Genomic DNA, 21,230 nt, shown 5'->3' with positions numbered 1-21,230 from the left:
TCTATTTTAAATCTGCAGGAATTTCACAAACTGGAATTGGATCCATTTTATGTTTATTAGCTCTATTTCTTTGACTATAAATAGTAAAAACTTCTTTTTGTCTTCCTTCAAAATCGTTAATAGTTTTACCTTCATCGGCAACGTTCATAGCCCATTCAAGTTCATCATAACTTGCACCAATTTGGTCTTCATCGGTTCTACTATCTCCAAATAAACCATCTGTTGGTTTTGCCACTTGTATTGAAGCAGGAACTTCTAATACCTTAGCAATTTTATAAACTTCACTTTTCATTAAATCAGCAATTGGGCTTAAATCTACACCACCATCACCATATTTTGTATAAAAACCAACACCAAAATCTTCTACTTTATTACCTGTACCAGCTACTAATAAACCGTGTAAACCTGCTAAGTAATATAAATTTGTCATACGTAAACGAGCTCTTGTATTAGCTAAAGATAAATTTACTGTAGCTTTATCATCCGTTACAGGTATTACCTTTTTATACTCTTCGAACGTGTTTGTTAAATCTATTTCTATTGAAGTTACCTTATAAAAACGCTCTTGTAATTGATTTATATGCTCTTTTGCTCTAGAAACTTGGTTTGCTCCTTGATGTATTGGCATTTCAACACATAAAACAGGAAAACCAGTTTTTGCACATAATGTAGATGTTACTGCAGAGTCAATACCTCCAGAAATTCCAATAACAAAACCATTTACACCAGCATTTGTTGCATAATCTTTTAACCAACCTACAATATGTTCAACCACTTTTTCTGCATTCATAATAAAACTAATTTAGTATTTTTAACGTTTTTAAAATAGAATCGTAAATATAAAAATTAATGAATAAATTTTTAGCCGTAATAATTATTTTATTTTTCGCTATTTCATGTCAAGATAAAGAAAGTAAAGCTATAGACGTTTCGAACATTAATGCAACGGCAAAAGTTGTAAGGTTCGATCAATTGTTTTACAATGCTTCCTCAGAAAATTTAAATGAAGTTAAAAAAAGGTTTCCCTACTTATTTCCAGCTCAAAATAACGACAGTATTTGGTTAAATAAAATTAAAAATGAGCAAGAATTATTTCAACAAGTAAGCAATAAATTTAATAATTTTTCTTCGGAACAAAAGGAATTAGAACAGCTGTTTAAACATATAAAACACTACCAACCTAGCTTTAACGAACCAAAAACTATTACTTTAATTACCAATTTAGATTACCAAAACAAAATTATTTATGCAGATAGTTTATTACTAGTTTCTCTAGATATGTATTTAGGTAGTGAAAACAAAGTTTATAACGATTTTCCAAAATATCTATCAAAAAACTATAATAAAAGTCGCTTAGTAATAGATGTTGCTGAATCCATAGCTTCAAACTATTTAATTAAAGAACGAAACAGAGAATTTATAACAGCTATTATTAACGAAGGAAAAAAAATGTTTTTAATTGATAGTTATTTACCTAACAAAACTGATTTTGAAAAAATTGGTTATACACAAAATGAATTTGAATGGGCTGAAACTAACGAAGCTATGATTTGGAAATATTTTATCGAAAACAAATTGCTTTTTAGTACAAAAACCGATTTAAACGAACGTTTTATAGCAAACGCACCTTTCTCTAAATTTTATATAGATATTGATAAAGAATCTCCTGGCAGAATTGGTGTTTATTTAGGTTGGCAAATTGTAAAAGCATTTTCGAAAAATAATAATGTAACTTTGCACCAGCTTTTAGAAACAAATGCTAACGAAATTTTCAAAAAATCTAAATACAAACCAAAAAAATAATGGCTATATCACAAAAATCTAAAATTGAATTTACAGTAGGCTTAGACGAAAACAAGGTTCCTGAAGAAATGCATTGGTCTGCAGATGACGGAACAATAAAAGATGCTGAAGCAAAAGCTTTAATGATTTCTGTTTGGGATCCGAAAACTAAAGATACTCTTAGAATGGATTTATGGACTAAAGATATGCCTTTAGATGAAATGAAAAAGTTTTACCACCAAACATTGGTTTCTATGGCAAACTCCTTTGAAATGGCAACAAACGACAATAAAATGGGTGCAACTATGCGAGATTTTTGCGACTATTTTGCAGAAAAATTAGAGTTGATAAAAAAATAATTACGCCTTTTTTATTGCGTCAATAATTTCTTTATAATCTTCTGGATTATTTACAAAATCTTTATCTGAAACATCTATAATTAAAGAGTTTAAACTCTCTTGTGTTTTTATAAAGCCTACATAACCGTTATGAATTTTATCTAGATATTCTGCTGCTATGTTTTGCTCATAATCTCTACCTCTTTTCTTAATATTTTCGAGTAATCGAGGAGTGTTTTGGTATAAATAAATGTACAAATCTGGTTTAGAAATCTCCTTATACATAATATCAAACATTCTACGATACAGTAAATACTCTTCTTTAGCTAAGGAAACCTGTGCAAAAATTAACGACTTAAAAATATAATAGTCAGACACAATAAAGTTTTTAAACAAATCGAATTGTCCTAAATCATCAGAAAGTTGCTGATATCTATCTGCTAAAAAACTCATTTCCAACGGAAAAGCATAACGCTCCATATCTTTATAATACTTTGGTAAAAAAGGATTATCAGCAAAACGCTCTAGAATTACCTTCGCATTAAATTGCTCAGAAATCATTTTAGATAATGTGGTTTTACCTGCCCCAATATTTCCTTCTATAGCAATGTAATTGTATTTTTCGGAAATAGATACCGGTTTTTCTAGCTTTAAATCAGTTTTTTCAATCGCAGTATCATCAACACAAGCATTGGCACAAACACTAATTCGTTTATGCTCTATTGGATGTATAAAATTTGGAGCAATTTCTGCTAAAGGAATCATTACAAATTTTCGCTTCAACATTTCTTTATGAGGCACAATTAAATCTTTTGAAAAAATAATTTCATCTTCAAAAAATAAAATATCAATATCTATTGGCCTTGCTTCATATGTTGACTTAGATTTTTTATTTCTACCCAATAAATTTTCAATATTTTGAAGTTTAAGTAGTAAATTTTCAGGATTTAAACTTGTAGAAACTTTAATACAAATATTATAAAAATTGTCACTTTCAAAACCCCAAGATGCAGTTTTATAAACACACGATATTTTTTGAACTAAACCAACAATTTCACCAATATTATCAACGGCTAGTTGTAAGTTTTCAAACTTATTTCCTTGATTACTTCCAAGCGATAAATATGTGGTTCTTAAAATTTGCATAAACGAGGTACAAAGAAAAGAAAAGTATAAGATAAAAACATATCTTTGTTACTCAACTTATAAACATTTGACAAAATATTTGTCTATTCAAAAAGTAAAATTAATATGAAATTTTTAAGAAACTTACTAGCTGCTATTTTTGGTACGTTAATAGCTCTAGGACTTATTTTAGTACTATTTATTGGAATTGCCGCCATATCAGGAAGTTCGGACAAAGTAACCGTAAAAAAGAACTCCATTCTAAATTTAAAAATGAAAACCATTGTTAAGGATTTTGCTCCAAAAAGCGATGATCCTTTTGAACAAATTTTTAAAATGAGTGATAAAAAGGTAGGTTTGAACCAACTACTTAACGCTATTGAAAATGCAAAAACAGACGAAAACATTAAAGGTATAAACATACATACTTTAGGTATAAACGCTGGAGTTGCCCAAACGCAAACTTTGAGAGACAAATTGGTAGACTTTAAAGAATCGGGTAAATTTATTTATGCTTATGCAGATGTTTACGACCAAAAATCTTATTACTTAAGTTCTGTTGCAGATTCTATTTATGTAAATCCAATTGGAGCTGTAGATTTTAAAGGTTTATCTGGAGAAGTACTTTATTACAAAGATTTTCAAGATAAAACAGGTATGAAAATGGAGGTTATTCGCCACGGAAAATACAAAAGTGCTGTTGAACCATATTTGTACAATGAAATGAGTGAAGCAAATAGAGCTCAAACTTTAGCTTTTTTAAACTCAATTTGGAATGAATTGATTGATGATATTGCGGAAAGTAGAAATATTTCAACAGAAAAATTAAATACAATTGCAGATAATTTATTAGGAAGAAATGCAGATTTAGCAATTGAAAACAACTTAGTTGACAAAGCCATTTATTTTGATGAATATGTGAGCACGTTAAAATCTTTAGTTGGTATTGAAAACGACGATACTTTAAACACCATTGATATTGAAAGCTACATATCTACAGGTAAAGGAAGAATTTCTTCAACAGGATCTGATAAAATTGCTGTTATTTATGCACAAGGTGAAATTATTTACGGAAAAGGTGATGAAGAAAAAATTGGACAAGATTTAATTATAAACGCTCTTAAAAAAGCTAGAAAAAACAAAAAGGTAAAAGCTATTGTGTTAAGAGTTAACTCTCCTGGAGGTAGTGCTCTTGCCAGCGAATTAATGTGGCGAGAACTTGAAATTACTTCCGATTCTTTACCACTTGTAGTATCTATGGGTAATGTTGCAGCATCTGGAGGTTATTATATTGCTTGTAATGCAGATAAAATTTTTGCTGAACCAACAACAATTACAGGATCTATTGGTGTTTTTGGTACAATTCCTAATATTAGCGAATTAGCTGGTAATATTGGTATAAATGCAGAACAAGTAAGTACAAATAAATCGCCAAGCTATAGTGTATTTGAACCTATGACCGAAGAATTTAGAGCAGTTACTAAAGAAGGTGTTGAACAAATTTACACTACCTTTTTAACCAGAGTTGCTAATGGTAGAAATATGACTGTTGAAGAAGTTGATGAAATAGCTCAAGGTAGAGTTTGGAGTGGTACCGAAGCTCTAAAAGTTGGCCTTGTTGATGAGTTAGGTAATTTAGATGATGCAATAGCATATGCGGCTGAATTAGCAGAAACAACAGATTATAAAGTAAGAAACTACCCAAGCTACAAAGTAGATTTCGAAGAAAAGTTTAGCTCTTTCCCTTTTTCAAAAGCTAAAGAAGATATTTTAAAAGAAGAACTTGGAGAAGAAAACTATAAGATTTATAAAAACATAAAACAAATTTCAAATTTAAAAGGAGTACAAGCTAGACTTCCTTATATTTTAGAAATTAAGTAGTTAATTTAACAATTTAGTATGTTAAATTAACATTTAATTAACGATAACGTTTTCGTTAATGATAAAATAGAACACAAACCTGTAAATAATGATGAGCTATTATATTTGCTCTTGCCGTACATTTGTAATGTAATAATTGAGGTTAAGATATTTACAATCTTATTAAGTAGCAATTGAGCACTGGTACTTTTTAGATATTTGGTTAACTTAAAAATGAGATCTTTCGATCTCATTTTTTTTTGCGTTATATTTTAAGACTTATTATTTATGCGAAAGCAATTGTTTCATCTCGTTCCTATACTTTAAAGGACTTTTACCTGTAAATTTTTTAAACAACTTGTTAAAATGCGAAAAATTATTAAATCCGCTTTCAAAACAAATATCTGTAATACTTGTTGGGTTTTCTGCTAATAATTTGGTTGCGTGCACAATTCTAAATTCATTTACAAATTGAGTAAATGTTTTTCCCGTTGCTTTTTTAAAGTATCTACAAAATGCAGGAACCGTCATACTAACCTTTTCTGCAATTTCATCTAAAGGAATTGGTTGTTTAAAGTTTTTACTCACATGCCCAAAAACAATATCTATCTTTTTATTGTCTTGCGGTTCTACTTCAAAAGCAAACCCATCTACATTTAATAATGTATAATGTGGTGTTTGAGCTAAATCTTTTAAAACTTCTAAAAACTTAATAATTCGTTCCAATCCTTCGAACTTTTTAAGCTCTACAATTTTTGGCCCAATTACTTTTTTTGCTTCAACAGAAAATAGCAAACCTTTTTTTGCTCGTTCAAATAAGTTTTTAATAGAAAGTAGTTCTGGCTTATTTAAAAACTCTTCACCTAAAAAATCTTCTTTAAATTGTATAATTGTTTCAGATCCATTAGTTGTAAATCTATCTGTAAAACCACTATGGGGTAAATTTGCACCTAATAATAATAACTGACTGTTATTAAAATAAGATAAATGGCTACCTATATGCCTTTTTCCTTTTGCTTTATTTACATATATAAGTTCTAGCTCCGGGTGAAAGTGCCAAAAAGGTAAATCTCCCTCTATTTTTTCAGTATGCTGCCTAACAGCTAAAGAACTTCCAAATTCAGGATTTATTTTTTTAAAAGTTGGTTTCGTATTTTTCATACAATTTATTATTTACAACAAAATTAATAAAAAAATTGATGATTCTATCTGTTTTTTTCATTTTTATGTTCTATTTTAACTTAACGTTAAATTAACATACGTTACAATGGTAATTAAGCATATAAAATAGAAAAAAGAGAGGTATTTTAGAATAAAAATCGCTCTTACATTTGTACCATAATAGTTTAAAAAACAATATTATGAAAGCACTAATTAAAAAAGTAGTACTAATGGCAGTAATGGTTACTGGCTTAGTAGGTAAGGCAAATGAAAGCGATTTTAATGTAAAAGCGACAGAATTAAATTCTAAACTAATTCAATTTACATTAAATAATTATGATGGAGCTATTGAAGTACAAGTCAAAGACATGTTAAACGTTATTTTACATTCAGAAAATTTCCAAGGAACATATTACTCAAAAAAATTCGACTTAAACACACTACCTCTAGGAACTTATAGGTTCGAGGTAACAGGTGAAACTAAAGTTAAATATTTAACTTTTGAAGTAACAGAAGAAAGCGTTGAGTTTAAAAGTGATATAAATACGGTTATTTACAAACCTGTTACTTTAACAAAAGATAAAAACGTTACCATTACAAAACTAGCTTTAAACAACGAACCTTTAAAAATTGAAGTTTATGACGACAAAAGTGAATTACTTCATACTGAAACTCTAAAAGGAGGTATAGATTTAAAACGTATACTAAGTTTTGTTGAAGTACCTAATGGTGATTACAAAATCTATTTAACAACTAACGGAAAAACATTTATTGAAAATATAAAAATATAATTGTTGTATTATTTTAAGTTTAGATAAAATGGGGCTTTTAATTAAGCCTCATTTTTTTTTCTTAAAAAAGTAACAAAACTAAATGCATACTCATTTTTTTCATCTGCATTGTAAAATTCTCTACTACTTTCTTCCCAAACTTGCATATCAATTTCTGGAAAAAAAGCATCAGCATCAAATGTATGATGTACAAAAGTTAAATCTAACTTATCTGCAACTTCTAGGGCTTGCTTATAAATTTCTGCTCCACCCAAAATAAAAGGATTCTCATCAGCCTTGGCTGCTTCAATAGCTTCAGCCAAAGAATGCACAATTACACAACCTTCTGCTTTATATTTTTTATTTCTTGTAATAACTATGTTTACTCTATTTGGTAGTGGTCTACCCAAAGATTCGTAAGTTTTTCTACCCATTATAACATGGTGTTTAGATGTAACTTGTTTAAACCTTTTTAAATCTGCTGGTAAATGCCAAATTAATTTATTGTCTTTACCTAAAGCATTATTATTTGCAATTGCTGCTATAATTGTTATCATTAATTTTCTTTATTAATTTGTGGATTCTCGCTTTCCTTTACTTCTGCAGCAAATTGTTCGCTTTCTGCTTTAATTTGCGCCTCTTTTGCAATAGCTTTTTCCATTTTAGCAATTTTCAATTCTTGTTTTAAAACTAACTTATCTGTTTGAATACGCTCCCACTCTTTACCCATAAACTTATTGGTAACAAATACATTTACAAAATGTAACACCCAAAAGAAAAGCCATAAAATAATTGCCCAAACAAACCAGTCTTTTAATATCAACTCACCAACATTTAATACTTTATTTAATACTATTAAAAATATTGAACCTACTAAAAATAATACAAAATGAAAATACAAACGTTTTTTTTGCTTAACACGTTTTCTTGCATTTTCATATAACTCGTGATGTTCGTTATTTGCCATACTTAATTATTTTATAATGCTAAAATAATAAATTAATATCTTCTTTTATTTATATCATCATTCATTCCTTTAAAAGGATCTTTTTTTGCTCCTTGAGCAACTCTAAAAGCAATTGGCAAAGAATATTTAATACCTACAACATTACCCATATGATAAGCTGGTGCAACAATTTCAATTGTTTTAACAACTCTTATAGCTTCAGCAGTTAATTTTTTATGAGGAGCTCTAGCTTTTACATCTACTATTTCTGCTTTGTGGTTAATTTTAAACATAACATAAATTCGTTTAACTCCTGGAGATAATTTCAGCTCTCTAGCCAAATTTGAATTAAAGTTTCTATTTACATGTGAAGTTATAGCGTCTTGCAAACATTTTTTTAAACTAGTAAAGCTTTTAGATTTTTCACACCCTTTTGCAATAGGAACCAACATATTAGAAATATAATTGCTACATTCTATGCTGTTTTTAAAATCATTAGCAACAATTACAGTAAAACTATACGTGCTTAACTTATGTATAGGTGTTGGAATGTTTAGTTTTTCTACAGGATATTTTTTAAAAACTTTAATTAATTGCTCATTCAATTCTTCATTTTTTGCTGTAGAAGATATACTTTCCATTCTACCTTTTTTATCTAACGAAAAACTAATGCGAACACTACTTCTAAAATCATCAATTTCTTCTTTATCAATTAAAGACTGCGGAATTCTCTCTTTAAAATATTTTGATAAATTATTAGATGGTGAAGTTTTATACAACCACGATTCTAACAATCTTTTTTCAGAAGTATATAACTTATAAGAATAACCAACAGGTTTATTATTAAAAGTTGCGGGTAAAATTTGGCCGTAATTATAACCATTTAAAATGGTATTAATTTCATTTTTTAAAGCGTTATTTTCAGCGTTGTTTGAAGTACTTACTTTTCCATTATTATCAAAATTTAGCTTAATTTCAATTCCTCTATAAGCATTTACTCCACTTTTATTATTGCCTAAAACAGCAAATGGTACATATTGTTCCTCTTTTTTCAAATTTAAATTCGCAAATTTTGCACTATCAATATTTGCCGTTAAGTATTGCAGAAGTTTCTTTTTTATACATTGATTATAGCTTTTAAGATCAATATGTTTATCACAATTTATACAAATTGGAGGTGTTTCATGTAAAACAACGGAACTACATTTTAAAACACCACTATTATTAACATTTTCAATTAGCTGAAGTGAGAATTTATGAAAAGCACTATTCTTTTTAATAGAAACTTTGTTAAAATCTAATTTATTAAATGCATATTTAATCTTGGTTTTTAAAAATTTATTTGAAGCGTTAGTTTCAATATTACCTACTATTCCATCTACCAAGTTAAATTCAACATAAATCTTCTTTTTGGATTTAGATAATTTCTCTTTTGAAATTATTTCAGAAGTTAAATATTTTTTAAAATGATTGTAAAAGTAATTATCAGTTCCTGGGTTAGTATAGGTATCCCATTTATCAACATTATTCAATGCAGACTCTTTATCTACTTGTCCAAAAGAAAATGTAATTGAACAAATAAATAGAAAAGTTAAAATATTTTTCATAGCTAATAAAATTATTATTTTAAAAATCTATACCGATACTTTCCCTTTAATATGTGGGTGTGGGTCGTAGTCTTCTACAGTAAAGTCATCGTAAGTAAAATCGAATATGTTTTTAACATCAGGATTTATTTTCATTGTTGGCAATGATCGTGGCTCTCTAGATAGTTGCAAATTTATTTGATCTATGTGATTGTTATATATGTGTGCATCTCCAAAAGTATGCACAAAATCTCCAGGCTCTAAACCACAAACTTGCGCCATCATCATATTTAATAAAGCGTAAGATGCAATATTAAATGGTACTCCTAAAAATATATCCGCACTGCGTTGGTATAACTGACAAGACAATTTACCATCAGTAACATAAAACTGAAAAAATGCATGACAAGGTGGCAAAGCTGCTTTACCATTTGAAACATTTTCTGAAAACGAAACAGAAGTATCTGGCAACACGCTTGGATTCCAAGCAGTAACAATCATTCTTCTACTATCTGGATTTGTTTTAATAGTCTCAATAACTTCAGTAATTTGGTCTATCCCCTCACTATTCCAATTTCTCCATTGGTGTCCGTATACTGGCCCTAAATCTCCATTTTCATCAGCCCAAGCATCCCAAATTTTTACATTGTTTTCTTTTAAATACTCAATGTTGGTTTCGCCTTTTAAAAACCATAACAACTCGTGAATAATAGATTTTAAATGCAACTTTTTAGTAGTTAACATCGGAAAACCTTCACTTAAATCAAAACGCATTTGATAGCCAAATACACTTTTTGTTCCCGTTCCTGTTCTATCTTCTTTTCCAATACCGTTATCTCTAACGTGTTTTATTAAATCTAAATATTGTTTCATTATGCTATAAACCCTTTATCCTTTACCAATAACTACCCTAAAATCATACCTGCTATTGTAGCAGATAATAACGATGCTAATGAACCACCTAATAAGGCTCTCATTCCAAATTCTGACAATAACTTACGTTTACCAGGCGCTAAAGATCCAATACCTCCAATTTGAATTCCTATAGAAGCAAAGTTTGCAAAACCACATAACATATACGTTGCCATAATTACCGATTTATTATATGTAAAGTGAGATGCACTTGTTACATCTTTTAACCCTGCTAATTGAATATATCCAACAAATTCACTTGCTGCTAATTTTATACCCAGTAATTGCCCCATCATCATTACATCTTCTTTTGCTACACCAATTAACCACATTAATGGCGCAAAAACAATTCCTAAAATAGATTCAATAGAAAATGATTTATATGGAGTGTATTCTGCTAACAAACTGTTTAAACCAGTATAGTAACCAATTTTACCAAAACCGTAATTTATCATTGCTATAAAAGCTATAAAAACAAGTAACATTGCTGCTACGTTTACGGCTAATTTTAAACCTTCTGTTGTTCCGTTAGAAATTGCATCTAATACATTTGATCCTATTTTTTCTTGTGAAACACTTACATCAGTATTTACTTTTTCAGTTTGTGGACATAACATTTTTGAAATTACAATTGCTCCTGGTGCCGCCATTACTGATGCTGCTAATAAATGCTTTGCAAAAACCAATCTTAAAGCAGGATCTTCTCCTCCTAAAAAACCAATATAAGCTGCTAAAACACCACCTGCAACTGTTGCCATTCCACCAATCATTACCAATAAAATTTCAGAACGAGTCATACGTTCCAAGTAGGCTTTAATCATTAATGGAGCTTCAGTTTGCCCTAAAAATATATTTCCAGCAACTGATAAACTTTCAGCACCAGATATTTTTAATAATTTAGTTAATAACCAAGCTAAACCTTGTACAACCTTTTGAATAATCCCTAAATAAAACAGTAACGATGTTAATGCAGAAAAGAAAATTATAGTTGGTAAAACCTGAAAGGCGAAAATAAAACCGTATGATTCTGTATTCATCATTCCTCCTAGTAAAAACTCACTTCCAGCTCTTGTAAAATCTAATATTTTAATAAAAACACCACCAACAAATTCAAAAGTTGCTTGTATAAAAGGTACTTTTAAAACTCCAACAGCTATTAATAATTGAGCTGATAAACCAGCTCCTACAGTTTTCCAATTTATTGCTTTTCTATTACTACTAAATAAATAGGCCACAATCAATAATGAAAACATACCTAAAACCCCTCGCCATAACGATGTTATAGAAAATCCTTGATTAGGTATTATGGTTTGCTGAATTGTTTCTTGGGCGTTAAATGTAAGCGTGCAAAAAAAAAGTAATGCAGATAAACTTATTTTTTTTATCATTTTATGATCGTTTATTTATTTCATCTCTAATTTTAGCAGCCAATTCGTAGTCTTCATTTTGAACTGCTTTTTCTAATTTTTCAGTTAGTTGTTTCAAAGTATCTTTTGAAAACGTACTATCTTCAGCTTCCACCTCTTCATCTTCAATTAAATCATCTAAACTAAATTCTCCTTCGCTTACTTCTTCATCCTCTTCATTTATTTTTAAATAAATCCCTGCTTTATCTAAAATATTCTCGTAAGTAAAAATTGGAGCATCAAACCTTGTAGCCAGAGCAATTGCATCTGATGTTCTAGTATCAATAATTTCTTCAATACCATCACGTTCGCAAATTAGGCTCGAGTAAAAAACACCGTCTACTAACTTATGTATAATAACTTGTTTTATTACAATTTGAAACCTATCTGCAAAGCTTTTAAAAAGATCGTGGGTTAAAGGTCGTGGAGGTTTTATTTCTTTTTCAAGTGCTATTGCTATAGATTGTGCTTCAAAAGCTCCAATAACAATGGGTAAGGTTCTAGAACCATCCACCTCACTTAAAACCAATGCATATGCCCCACTTTGTGTTTGACTGTAAGAAATACCTTTTATGTTAAGTCTAACTAAACTCATAAATTAAAATTAAAAAAAGGCTGTCTGATTAAAGGACAAAGGTCCAATTATCAGACAGCCTTTTAGGAGGCACAATTTAGTAAAATTATGCGTTATTCTCCTTAAAATTTTTCAACTTTTCTATAAGTTTTGGAACTACTTCAAAAGCATCGCCAACAATACCATAATCTGCTGCTTTAAAGAAAGGCGCTTCAGGGTCTGTATTTATAACAACTTTTACTTTAGAAGAGTTTATTCCAGCTAAATGTTGAATTGCTCCAGAAATACCAATTGCTATGTATAAATTCGAAGCTACAGGCTTACCTGTTTGCCCAACGTGCTCACTATGAGACCTCCAACCTAAATCCGAAACTGGTTTAGAACAAGCTGTTGCAGCTCCAAGAACCTCTGCTAACTCTTCTACCATTCCCCAGTTTTCTGGTCCTTTTAATCCTCTACCCCCAGAAACCACAATGTCAGCATCTGCAATGGTAATTTTACCTGTTGTTTGTTCTATTGAAGTAGAGCTAACTCCACTTTCTATTACAGATGGTGAAAACTCTTCAATTGTTCCAGCAACTTCACCTTCAACTAAACCATAAGAATTTTTAGCTAAAGCAATTACTTTAACATCTGTAGTAATTTGTGTGTTATTAAACCCTTTACTTGAAAATGCTTTTCTTTTAACTGTAAATGGTGCTGTACTACTTGGTAAAGCCACAACATTACTAGCAAAACCAGCATTTAAACTCACTGCCACCATTGGTGCAACATACAATCCATTTGCATTTGATTCTACTACAACAACTGCTGCACTTTCTTTTTCTGCGGCTTGCTGAATTACATTTGCATAAATTTTTGCATTAAATGTTTTTAACGCATCGTTAGTTACTGAAAGTACTTTTTCAGCCCCATATGTATATAATTGGTTTGGTTCATTAGCATTAATTGCCAATACAACCATATTTGTTCCTAATTGTTCTGCTACTTTTTTTCCGTATGCTACTACTTCAAACGTAGATTTTTTTAATTTTCCTTCCGAAGATTCGGCTACTACTAAAACTGACATATATTATTTTGATGTTAGATTAGACATTAATTAAATTACTTTGGCTTCGTTATGCAATAAGTTTACTAACTCATCTACATTATCCGCATCAACTATTTTACAAGCCGATTTTGCTGCTGGCTTTTCAAATGAAGTTGTTTCTGTTGAAACAGCTGCTCCAATAGGTTCTGCAACAGTTAATGGTTTTTTACGAGCCATCATAATACCGCGCATATTAGGAATTCGAAGATCTTTTTCTTCTACTAACCCTTTTTGTCCAGCTACTACCAATGGTAAACTCGAAGCTAAAACTTCTTTTCCTCCATCAATTTCTCTAGAAACAGTTGCTGTTTCTCCTTCAATTTCAAGACCAATACAAGCATTTACAAAGTTATAATCAAGTAAAGTTGCTAACATTCCAGGAACCATACCGCCATTATAATCTATAGATTCTTTTCCTGTTAACACTAAATTAAAAGATCCATTTTTTACAATCTCAGCTAGTTCTTTCGCTACTGCTAATCCATCGGTTGCTTCAGCATTAACTCTAATAGCATCATCAGCTCCAATTGCTAATGCTTTTCTTAAAGTAGCTTCTGTTGACGCATTACCAACATTTACTACGGTAACGCTAGCTCCTTGTTTTTCTTTAAACCACATTGCTCTTGTAAGTGCAAATTCATCGTAAGGGTTAATTACAAATTGCACTCCATTAGAATCAAACTTCGTGTCGTTTTCAGTAAAATTAATTTTTGATGTAGTGTCAGGTACGTGACTAATACAAACTAATATTTTCATACTTCGTTAAGTTTAAATTTTTAATAAAATTAAGGTGTTTTTGATTTTTAATCGCTACGAATGTACTAAAAAAAATTAAATTACTATGCGTGCATAGTAAAATAATATCCAATATTCTATATTTTTGATTGTAAAACGCTTGATTATTATGTATTTTCGCAATTCTTAAAATAAAAATAAATGAAGACATTACAATTTAGACAAGCTATTTGTGAGGCAATGAGTGAAGAAATGCGTCGTGATGAATCTATTTTTTTAATAGGTGAAGAAGTTGCAGAATATAATGGTGCCTATAAAGCATCAAAAGGAATGCTTGATGAATTTGGAGCAAAAAGAGTTATTGACTCTCCAATTGCTGAATTAGGTTTCTCTGGAATTTCTGTAGGTGCTGCAATGAATGGTAATAGACCAATTGTTGAATTTATGACCTTTAACTTTGCCCTTGTTGGTATTGACCAGATTATAAATAATGCCGCAAAAATTAGACAAATGTCTGGTGGTCAATTAAATTGTCCTATTGTTTTTAGAGGTCCTACAGGTTCTGCTGGTCAATTAGGAGCTACACACTCTCAAGCTTTTGAAAACTGGTTTGCAAACACACCTGGTTTAAAAGTAGTTATACCTTCTAACCCATATGATGCCAAAGGTTTATTAAAGGCTGCAATTAGAGATGACGATCCAGTTATTTTTATGGAGTCTGAACAAATGTATGGTGACAAAATGGAAGTTCCAGAGGGAGAATACATTATACCATTAGGAGTTGCTGACATAAAAAGAGAAGGAACGGATGTAACAATTGTTTCTTTTGGAAAAATAATTAAAGAAGCTTACAAGGCTGCAGATGAATTAGCGAAAGAAGGAATTTCTTGTGAAATTTTAGATATGCGTACTGTTAGACCAATGGATTTTGAAGCTATATTTACTTCTGTTAAAAAAACAAACAGGTTAGTAGTATTAGAGGAAGCTTGGCCATTTGCTAGTATTTCTTCTGAAATTACATTCCAAGTTCAAGAAAATATATTTGACCATTTAGATGCTCCAGTTAGAAGAATTACAACTGCAGATACACCAGCAGCATATTCTCCTGTACTATTAGAAGAGTGGTTACCAAATTACAACGATGTTATTAAAGCAGTAAAAGACGTGCTTTACATAAAATAAAAGGCATAGTAATTGCGTTATAGATTCCTTTTGAGATTTATTCTCGAAAGGAATTTTTTATTAAAATGAATATGAAAGAAAAATTTATAAAAACCTTACTCCTATTTCTTATAGGATTTGTAGGGTTTTCTCAGGTAAAAGTTAGTGGTACTGTTCTAGACAGCAATCAAGAAAGTGTACCATTTGCTAATGTTGTTTTTGTAGGTTCTACAATTGGAACAGTTTCTGACGAAAATGGAAAGTTTTATTTAGAAGCTGACGAAAACTACAATCAAATTGAAATCTCTTTTTTAGGATTCGAAAACAAAATTTTAGATATTAAAAGTAGGGCCTTCAACTTAAAAATTGAACTAAAAGAAACTTCAGCTCAATTAAAAGAAGTTGTTATTTATTCTGGTAAGGTTAAAAAGAAAGGAAATCCTGCAATTGCTATCTTAAAAAAGATTTGGGCAAAAAAACGCCAAAATGGGGTATACCTTTTTGACCAATATCAATACGAGAAATATGAAAAACTCGAATTTGATATGAATAATATTGATAGCCTTCTAATGAATAGAAAAATATTCAATGGAATGGAGTTTATTTTTAACAGTATCGATACTTCTAGAATTACCGGTAAAGCATTTTTACCAATCTTTATTAATGAATCTGTTTATAAATCTTATGGTAAAAATAAAGGTGGTAAAAAATTAAGAGAAGACTTAGTTGCTAATAAAAACTCTGGGTTTAATTCTAACCAAAATGTAATAGCATTTATAAAAGATTTATATGTAGACTATAATATTTACGATAGCTACATTAAAATATTTGACAAAAGTTTTGTGAGTCCTATCTCAAAAGCTTCTGGAGTTTCTACCTATAATTATGTACTAACAGATAGTGCTTATATAGATAATAAATGGTGTTACAATATTTTGTACTACCCTCGAAGAAAAAGCGAACTTACTTTTAAAGGAGATTTTTGGGTAAACGATACCACATTTGCCGTTAAAGAAATTAACATGCAAGCAACCCGAAGTGCAAATATTAACTGGGTAAAAGATATTTATATTGAACAAGAATTTAACGTGTTAAACGATTCTGTTTTTTTATTAAAACGAGATTACATGTTGTCTGATTTCAGTATAAATAAAAAAGACAAATCAAAAGGTTTATATGGCAAACGTACTACCATGTATAACAACTATAATTTTGACAGCATTAAAAAGGACCACTTTTACTCGAAAGAAATTGATGTTTATGATGAAAAAATTTACAATAAAAAAGATGATTATTGGGCTGCAAGCAGACAAGAAAAATTAAATAAAAACGAAAAGGGTATTTACAAAATGTTAGACACCTTAACTAAGGTACCTAAATTTAAACGTATATATAATTTAATTTCTATACTTGGTTCTGGATACATAGAGTTTAACAATTTTGATTATGGACCAATTTATTCAACAATTGGCAAAAATGATGTTGAAGGATGGAGAGTTCGAGTTGGTGGTAGAACTTATATAGACGGAAATGAGCCTTGGAGAATTCAAGGGTATACCGCATATGGATTTAAAGACCAACAATTTAAATACGGTATTTCTGGTAAATGGATGGTAAACCCTAAAAACAGGTTAACTTTTGGTGGTGGAAATAGAAGAGATATTGAACAAATTGGGGTTAGTTTAACAACTACTAATGATGTATTAGGAAGAAGTTTTGCATCTTCTGCTGTTTTTGCTAGTGGAGATAATAGTAAATTAACCTCTATCAACTTGTCTAGCGCATATATGTCTATTGAACCTAAAAAGAATTTAGAATTAAAATTAGGTGCATCTTATAGAACTTTAAAATCAGCATCACCAAATACATTTAATCTAGATTATTGGGTTGATAAAACAAATGGAATAAAAAAATCTGAATTAGCTCAAACGGAAGTTGATGTTTCATTAAAATATACACCAAACCGAAAAACTATAGGTTACGGAGTAGAACGCAACGAAGTATCGAGTACATATTCTACGCTATTTCTTAATTACACAAAAGGTATTAAAGGTGGTGGTTTAGATAGTGATTTTAGTTATGATAAAATTCAATTATATTATCGTCAACCAATATTAATAGGTGGTTTTGGTAGAATGTTTGCAACTGTTGAAGCTGGTAAAACTTTTGGTGAAGTACCTTTAGGACTATTAAATGTAGTTCCTGGTAACCAATCTTACTTCACAATAGAAAATACATATGCACTATTAGATTATTACGAATTTATTACCGATCAGTATGCAAGTGTACACTTAGAACATAATTTTAATGGTCGCTTATTTTCTAGGCTACCGTTATTAAGAAAATTGAACTTGCGTGAAATTGTAACTGTAAAAGGAGTTTGGGGAGATATTTCTAACGAGAACATAGCTTTAAATGCTTCAACAAACATTAATTACGTTGCCCCAAAAAACGGTTATTATGAGTATGGTGTTGGAATAGGAAATATATTTAAAGTTTTTAGATTAGACTTTACTTGGAGAGGAAGTTATAAAAACATTCCCGGAGCAGATAATTTCGCAATAAAAGGAGCATTTGGGTTCCATTTTTAAAATTTAAGTTTAGATAACATAATAAATGCAACGTTTTTGTATTTTTACTAAAAATAAATCAATATAAAATATGAGTAGTAAAGAAAAAGAAAAAGTATCGGCAAAAAAATCAGACATAACATTCGATGTTTTAATTGAAATTCCTAAAGGAAGTAGAAACAAATATGAATACGATTTTACGCTTCACAAAATTAGGTTTGATAGAATGTTATTTTCTTCAATGATGTATCCTGGAGATTATGGTTTTGTTCCTGAAACTTTGGCTTTAGATCAAGATCCATTAGATGTTTTAGTACTAGGTTCTCAACCAACATACCCAATGGTTGTTATGGAAGTTAGACCAATTGGTGTTTTCCATATGACAGATGAAAAAGGTCCTGATGAAAAAATTATATGTGTTCCTGTGTCTGATCCTATTTGGAGTAACAGGTTAGATATTTACGATATTAACCCTCATAGATTGAAAGAAATTGAACACTTTTTTCAAGTATATAAGGATTTAGAAGAGAAAAAAGTTGATACTGGAGGATGGGGTAACGCTGAAGAAGCTATTAAAATCTACAAAGAATGTGTTGAAAGGTACGAGAATAGTGAACATAAGAAAAAAAGAACGTTTACAATTTAATAAATACTACATTTTTATGAAAAAACTGCATTTTTTTAAATGCAGTTTTTTTATTATGTGATATTGCTTATTTTTACGGTCGCTTAAAATTAATTATTTAAACTAAACTTTACAAACATGGAATTAATTGTAAAATTTCTACCTCTTTTTGGGGTTGTAGCGCTTGCATTTGTATTTATTAAAAATGCTTGGGTTTCTAAACAAGAAGAAGGAGAAGAAAAAATGGCTAGGATAGCCAAAAACATTGCAGAAGGTGCAATGTCATTTTTAAAAGCTGAATACAAAGTATTGGCTATTTTTGTAGCAGCAGTAGCTGTATTACTTTTCTTTAAAGGAACAAATGAAACAGGATCGAACGGAATGGTAGCGGTATCATTTATTGTTGGTGCTATTTGTTCTGCATTAGCTGGATTTATTGGAATGAAAGTTGCTACAAAAGCAAACGTAAGAACTACACAAGCCGCTAGAACTTCATTAGGTAAAGCTTTAGAAGTTGCTTTTGCTGGTGGTGCTGTAATGGGATTAGGTGTTGTAGGACTTGGAGTTCTTGGATTAAGCGGATTATTTATGATTTACCAAGGAATGTGGTCTGGACAAGAAAACTTAGCAATGGTATTAAATGTACTTTCTGGTTTTTCTTTAGGAGCATCATCAATTGCACTTTTTGCACGTGTTGGTGGTGGTATTTATACAAAAGCTGCAGATGTTGGTGCAGATTTAGTTGGTAAGGTTGAAGCTGGTATTCCAGAAGATCACCCATTAAACCCTGCTACAATTGCAGATAACGTTGGTGATAACGTTGGTGATGTTGCCGGAATGGGAGCAGATTTATTTGAATCTTATGTTGGTTCTATTATAGGTACAATGGTTTTAGGAGCTGTATATGCTACTTTACCAGAATTTCAAGCAACTTTTAATGGTTTAGGAGCTGTTTATTTACCTCTAGTACTTGCTGCTGTTGGTATTTTAATGTCTATTTTAGGAACACTATTTGTTCGTGTTAAAGATGGTGGAAACCCTCAAACAGCATTAAATATTGGTGAATTTGGTTCTGCTGGTTTAATGTTAGTTGCCTCTTATTTTATTATTAAAGAAATGCTTCCAACTTCTTGGGTAGATGCTGGAGTTGAATATACTTCAACAGGAGTGTTTATGGCTACAATTGCAGGTTTAGTTGCTGGGTTGTTAGTTGGAAAAATTACAGAGTATTACACAGCTACTGGTAAAAAACCAGTAATGTCAATTGTAAAACAATCTGAAACAGGTTCGGCAACAAATATTATTGCAGGTTTAGGTGTTGGAATGATGTCTACTGCGATTCCAATTATTTTAATTGCTGCTGCAATTATTGTATCACACCATTTTGCTGGTTTATACGGTATTGCAATTGCTGCTGTTGGTATGTTAGCTAACACAGGTATTCAATTAGCTGTAGATGCTTACGGACCAATTTGTGATAATGCTGGTGGTATTGCTGAAATGGCTGAATTACCAAGTGAAGTACGTGAACGTACAGATAAATTAGATGCTGTAGGTAACACAACTGCTGCGGTAGGTAAAGGATTTGCAATTGCATCTGCTGCCTTAACAGCTTTAGCTTTATTTGCTGCATTTATGAAAACTGCAAACGTAACTTCTATCGATGTGTCTCGTCCAAATATTATGGCTGGTTTATTAATTGGTGGTATGTTACCATTTGTATTCTCTGCATTATCTATGAATGCTGTAGGTAGAGCTGCAATGGCAATGATTGAAGAAGTAAGAAGACAATTTAGAGATATTCCTAAATTAAAAGCTGCTTTAGATGTTATGCGTAAATACGATTCAGACATGTCAAAAGCAACTGCAGAAGACAGAGCTATTTTTGACGAAGCTGATGGTATTGCTGACTACGGAAAATGTATTGATATTTCAACAAAAGCATCACTTAGAGAAATGGTATTCCCTGGCTTATTAGCTATTATTGTACCTGTTGCAATTGGTTTTATTGGAGGAGCTGAAATGTTAGGTGGTTTATTAGCTGGTGTTACAACTTGTGGTGTACTTATGGCTATTTTCCAATCTAACGCAGGTGGAGCTTGGGATAATGCTAAAAAAACTATTGAAGAAGAAGGTAGAAAAGGAACAGAAGCTCACAAAGCATCTGTTGTTGGTGATACTGTTGGAGATCCATTTAAAGATACTTCAGGTCCTTCATTAAATATTTTATTAAAATTAATGTCTGTTGTTGCTTTGGTAATTGCTCCAAGTATTGCTTTAGATAGTGAAACAGTTGCTGAATACACTAAAGAAAAAGCAGCTACAGAAATTGTAGCTCAAGAAATTCAGAAAAATATTGAAGTAAAATTAGAAAAACAAGAAGATGCTTCTTACAAAGCTATTGTTACTACAACTACTTCTGAAAACGGAGAAACTCTTATTGAAGAGAACATCTTTACAGGTTCAGAAGAAGAAGTAAAAGCACAAGTTGAAGCGCTTAAAAATGTTGAAGTAAAAGTTAAGAAAGCTTAATTACTTTAGTATATACCATAAAAAAAGCACGCTAATTAGCGTGCTTTTTTTATGGTA

The 21,230-nt window shown here is 30.5% G+C and carries 19 protein-coding genes; 8 read left to right on the top strand and 11 right to left on the bottom strand.

Going from position 1 to position 21,230, the window contains the following annotated elements; all coding sequences use genetic code 11:
- Nucleotide 1: 1 nt before the first annotated feature.
- A complete protein-coding gene (gene nadE / locus BLU40_RS03400; protein WP_090119727.1) occupies nt 2-790 on the bottom strand; it encodes an NAD(+) synthase in 789 nt (262 codons plus the stop codon).
- A gap of 59 nt (nt 791-849) precedes the next feature.
- Here nadE and gldB point away from each other — a divergent pair, with 59 nt between their 5' ends.
- Both gldB and gldC read left to right on the top strand, forming a co-directional pair.
- Complete coding sequence (gene gldB / locus BLU40_RS03395; protein ID WP_090119725.1) at nt 850-1,803, top strand: gliding motility lipoprotein GldB; 954 nt, start codon at nt 850-852, stop codon at nt 1,801-1,803.
- Nucleotides 1,803-2,141 (top strand): gliding motility protein GldC, encoded by a 339-nt coding sequence (gene gldC, locus BLU40_RS03390; RefSeq protein ID WP_090119722.1) that lies wholly within the window; start codon nt 1,803-1,805, stop codon nt 2,139-2,141. The genes gldB and gldC overlap by 1 nt, the downstream gene beginning before the upstream one ends.
- Here the strand turns inward: gldC and folK are convergent, their stop codons facing one another.
- Complete coding sequence (folK, locus tag BLU40_RS03385) at nt 2,142-3,266, bottom strand: 2-amino-4-hydroxy-6-hydroxymethyldihydropteridine diphosphokinase (protein ID WP_090119720.1); 1,125 nt, start codon at nt 3,264-3,266, stop codon at nt 2,142-2,144.
- Nucleotides 3,267-3,371: 105 nt separating this feature from the next.
- Here folK and sppA point away from each other — a divergent pair, with 105 nt between their 5' ends.
- Nucleotides 3,372-5,126, top strand: coding sequence for a signal peptide peptidase SppA (gene sppA / locus BLU40_RS03380; protein WP_090119718.1), 1,755 nt, complete (start codon nt 3,372-3,374; stop codon nt 5,124-5,126).
- A gap of 261 nt (nt 5,127-5,387) precedes the next feature.
- On the opposite strand, the gene BLU40_RS03375 is transcribed toward sppA, so the two are convergent.
- Entirely contained in the window at nt 5,388-6,266 is an 879-nt protein-coding gene (locus tag BLU40_RS03375; RefSeq protein WP_090119715.1) for an AraC family transcriptional regulator, read from the bottom strand.
- 200 nt (nt 6,267-6,466) lie between these two features.
- Here BLU40_RS03375 and BLU40_RS03370 point away from each other — a divergent pair, with 200 nt between their 5' ends.
- A complete protein-coding gene (locus BLU40_RS03370; protein ID WP_090119712.1) occupies nt 6,467-7,057 on the top strand; it encodes a hypothetical protein in 591 nt (196 codons plus the stop codon).
- 41 nt (nt 7,058-7,098) lie between these two features.
- On the opposite strand, the gene BLU40_RS03365 is transcribed toward BLU40_RS03370, so the two are convergent.
- The 8 genes from BLU40_RS03365 to BLU40_RS03330 form a co-directional block, all read right to left on the bottom strand.
- Entirely contained in the window at nt 7,099-7,593 is a 495-nt protein-coding gene (locus BLU40_RS03365; protein WP_090119710.1) for a dihydrofolate reductase, read from the bottom strand.
- Nucleotides 7,593-8,003 carry a 2TM domain-containing protein gene (locus BLU40_RS03360; protein ID WP_090119708.1) on the bottom strand — a complete coding sequence of 137 codons (411 nt, stop codon included), beginning with the start codon at nt 8,001-8,003 and terminating at the stop codon, nt 7,593-7,595. Before BLU40_RS03360 ends, BLU40_RS03365 begins: the two co-directional genes overlap by 1 nt.
- 32 nt (nt 8,004-8,035) lie before the next feature.
- A complete protein-coding gene (locus BLU40_RS03355) occupies nt 8,036-9,589 on the bottom strand; it encodes a hypothetical protein (RefSeq protein WP_090119705.1) in 1,554 nt (517 codons plus the stop codon).
- Between the two features lie 27 nt (nt 9,590-9,616).
- On the bottom strand, nt 9,617-10,441 hold the full coding sequence (locus BLU40_RS03350) for a thymidylate synthase (protein ID WP_090119703.1): 825 nt from the start codon (nt 10,439-10,441) through the stop codon (nt 9,617-9,619).
- 32 nt (nt 10,442-10,473) lie between these two features.
- Entirely contained in the window at nt 10,474-11,868 is a 1,395-nt protein-coding gene (locus BLU40_RS03345; RefSeq protein WP_090119700.1) for a NupC/NupG family nucleoside CNT transporter, read from the bottom strand.
- A 1-nt stretch (nt 11,869) separates the two neighbouring features.
- Nucleotides 11,870-12,481: a bifunctional nuclease family protein gene (locus tag BLU40_RS03340; RefSeq protein ID WP_090119698.1), complete on the bottom strand. Its 612-nt coding sequence runs from the start codon at nt 12,479-12,481 to the stop codon at nt 11,870-11,872.
- Between the two features lie 85 nt (nt 12,482-12,566).
- Nucleotides 12,567-13,529 carry an electron transfer flavoprotein subunit alpha/FixB family protein gene (locus BLU40_RS03335; protein ID WP_090119695.1) on the bottom strand — a complete coding sequence of 321 codons (963 nt, stop codon included), beginning with the start codon at nt 13,527-13,529 and terminating at the stop codon, nt 12,567-12,569.
- Between the two features lie 30 nt (nt 13,530-13,559).
- A complete protein-coding gene (locus tag BLU40_RS03330) occupies nt 13,560-14,306 on the bottom strand; it encodes an electron transfer flavoprotein subunit beta/FixA family protein (RefSeq protein ID WP_090119693.1) in 747 nt (248 codons plus the stop codon).
- 180 nt (nt 14,307-14,486) lie between these two features.
- Between BLU40_RS03330 and BLU40_RS03325 the strand changes: the two genes are divergently transcribed.
- From BLU40_RS03325 to BLU40_RS03310, 4 genes are all read left to right on the top strand, one after another.
- Nucleotides 14,487-15,467: a pyruvate dehydrogenase complex E1 component subunit beta gene (locus BLU40_RS03325; RefSeq protein ID WP_090119690.1), complete on the top strand. Its 981-nt coding sequence runs from the start codon at nt 14,487-14,489 to the stop codon at nt 15,465-15,467.
- A 71-nt stretch (nt 15,468-15,538) separates the two neighbouring features.
- Nucleotides 15,539-18,037 carry a DUF5686 and carboxypeptidase-like regulatory domain-containing protein gene (locus BLU40_RS03320; protein WP_090120348.1) on the top strand — a complete coding sequence of 833 codons (2,499 nt, stop codon included), beginning with the start codon at nt 15,539-15,541 and terminating at the stop codon, nt 18,035-18,037.
- 70 nt (nt 18,038-18,107) lie between these two features.
- The gene (locus BLU40_RS03315) at nt 18,108-18,662 is read left to right on the top strand and encodes an inorganic diphosphatase (protein WP_090119687.1); all 555 of its coding nucleotides are present in this window, start codon (nt 18,108-18,110) and stop codon (nt 18,660-18,662) included.
- A 117-nt stretch (nt 18,663-18,779) separates the two neighbouring features.
- The gene (locus BLU40_RS03310) at nt 18,780-21,173 is read left to right on the top strand and encodes a sodium-translocating pyrophosphatase (RefSeq protein WP_090119685.1); all 2,394 of its coding nucleotides are present in this window, start codon (nt 18,780-18,782) and stop codon (nt 21,171-21,173) included.
- The last annotated feature ends 57 nt before the right edge of the window (nt 21,174-21,230 follow it).

Source organism: Lutibacter oricola, from assembly GCF_900106565.1.
GTDB classification, from domain to species: Bacteria; Bacteroidota; Bacteroidia; order Flavobacteriales; family Flavobacteriaceae; genus Lutibacter; species Lutibacter oricola.
The sequence above is the reverse complement of the archived record's forward strand: the minus strand, read 5'-3'. Positions and strand labels throughout refer to the sequence as shown.

Bases quoted from the DNA above. Each gene is read 5' to 3' on its own strand.
- nadE (WP_090119727.1), bottom strand. From the start codon at position 790: ATGAATGCAGAAAAAGTGGTTGAACATATTGTAGGTTGGTTAAAAGAT.
- gldB (WP_090119725.1), top strand. From the start codon at position 850: ATGAATAAATTTTTAGCCGTAATAATTATTTTATTTTTCGCTATTTCA.
- gldC (WP_090119722.1), top strand. From the start codon at position 1,803: ATGGCTATATCACAAAAATCTAAAATTGAATTTACAGTAGGCTTAGAC.
- folK (WP_090119720.1), bottom strand. From the start codon at position 3,266: ATGCAAATTTTAAGAACCACATATTTATCGCTTGGAAGTAATCAAGGA.
- sppA (WP_090119718.1), top strand. From the start codon at position 3,372: ATGAAATTTTTAAGAAACTTACTAGCTGCTATTTTTGGTACGTTAATA.
- BLU40_RS03375 (WP_090119715.1), bottom strand. From the start codon at position 6,266: ATGAAAAATACGAAACCAACTTTTAAAAAAATAAATCCTGAATTTGGA.
- BLU40_RS03370 (WP_090119712.1), top strand. From the start codon at position 6,467: ATGAAAGCACTAATTAAAAAAGTAGTACTAATGGCAGTAATGGTTACT.
- BLU40_RS03365 (WP_090119710.1), bottom strand. From the start codon at position 7,593: ATGATAACAATTATAGCAGCAATTGCAAATAATAATGCTTTAGGTAAA.
- BLU40_RS03360 (WP_090119708.1), bottom strand. From the start codon at position 8,003: ATGGCAAATAACGAACATCACGAGTTATATGAAAATGCAAGAAAACGT.
- BLU40_RS03355 (WP_090119705.1), bottom strand. From the start codon at position 9,589: ATGAAAAATATTTTAACTTTTCTATTTATTTGTTCAATTACATTTTCT.
- BLU40_RS03350 (WP_090119703.1), bottom strand. From the start codon at position 10,441: ATGAAACAATATTTAGATTTAATAAAACACGTTAGAGATAACGGTATT.
- BLU40_RS03345 (WP_090119700.1), bottom strand. From the start codon at position 11,868: ATGATAAAAAAAATAAGTTTATCTGCATTACTTTTTTTTTGCACGCTT.
- BLU40_RS03340 (WP_090119698.1), bottom strand. From the start codon at position 12,481: ATGAGTTTAGTTAGACTTAACATAAAAGGTATTTCTTACAGTCAAACA.
- BLU40_RS03335 (WP_090119695.1), bottom strand. From the start codon at position 13,529: ATGTCAGTTTTAGTAGTAGCCGAATCTTCGGAAGGAAAATTAAAAAAA.
- BLU40_RS03330 (WP_090119693.1), bottom strand. From the start codon at position 14,306: ATGAAAATATTAGTTTGTATTAGTCACGTACCTGACACTACATCAAAA.
- BLU40_RS03325 (WP_090119690.1), top strand. From the start codon at position 14,487: ATGAAGACATTACAATTTAGACAAGCTATTTGTGAGGCAATGAGTGAA.
- BLU40_RS03320 (WP_090120348.1), top strand. From the start codon at position 15,539: ATGAAAGAAAAATTTATAAAAACCTTACTCCTATTTCTTATAGGATTT.
- BLU40_RS03315 (WP_090119687.1), top strand. From the start codon at position 18,108: ATGAGTAGTAAAGAAAAAGAAAAAGTATCGGCAAAAAAATCAGACATA.
- BLU40_RS03310 (WP_090119685.1), top strand. From the start codon at position 18,780: ATGGAATTAATTGTAAAATTTCTACCTCTTTTTGGGGTTGTAGCGCTT.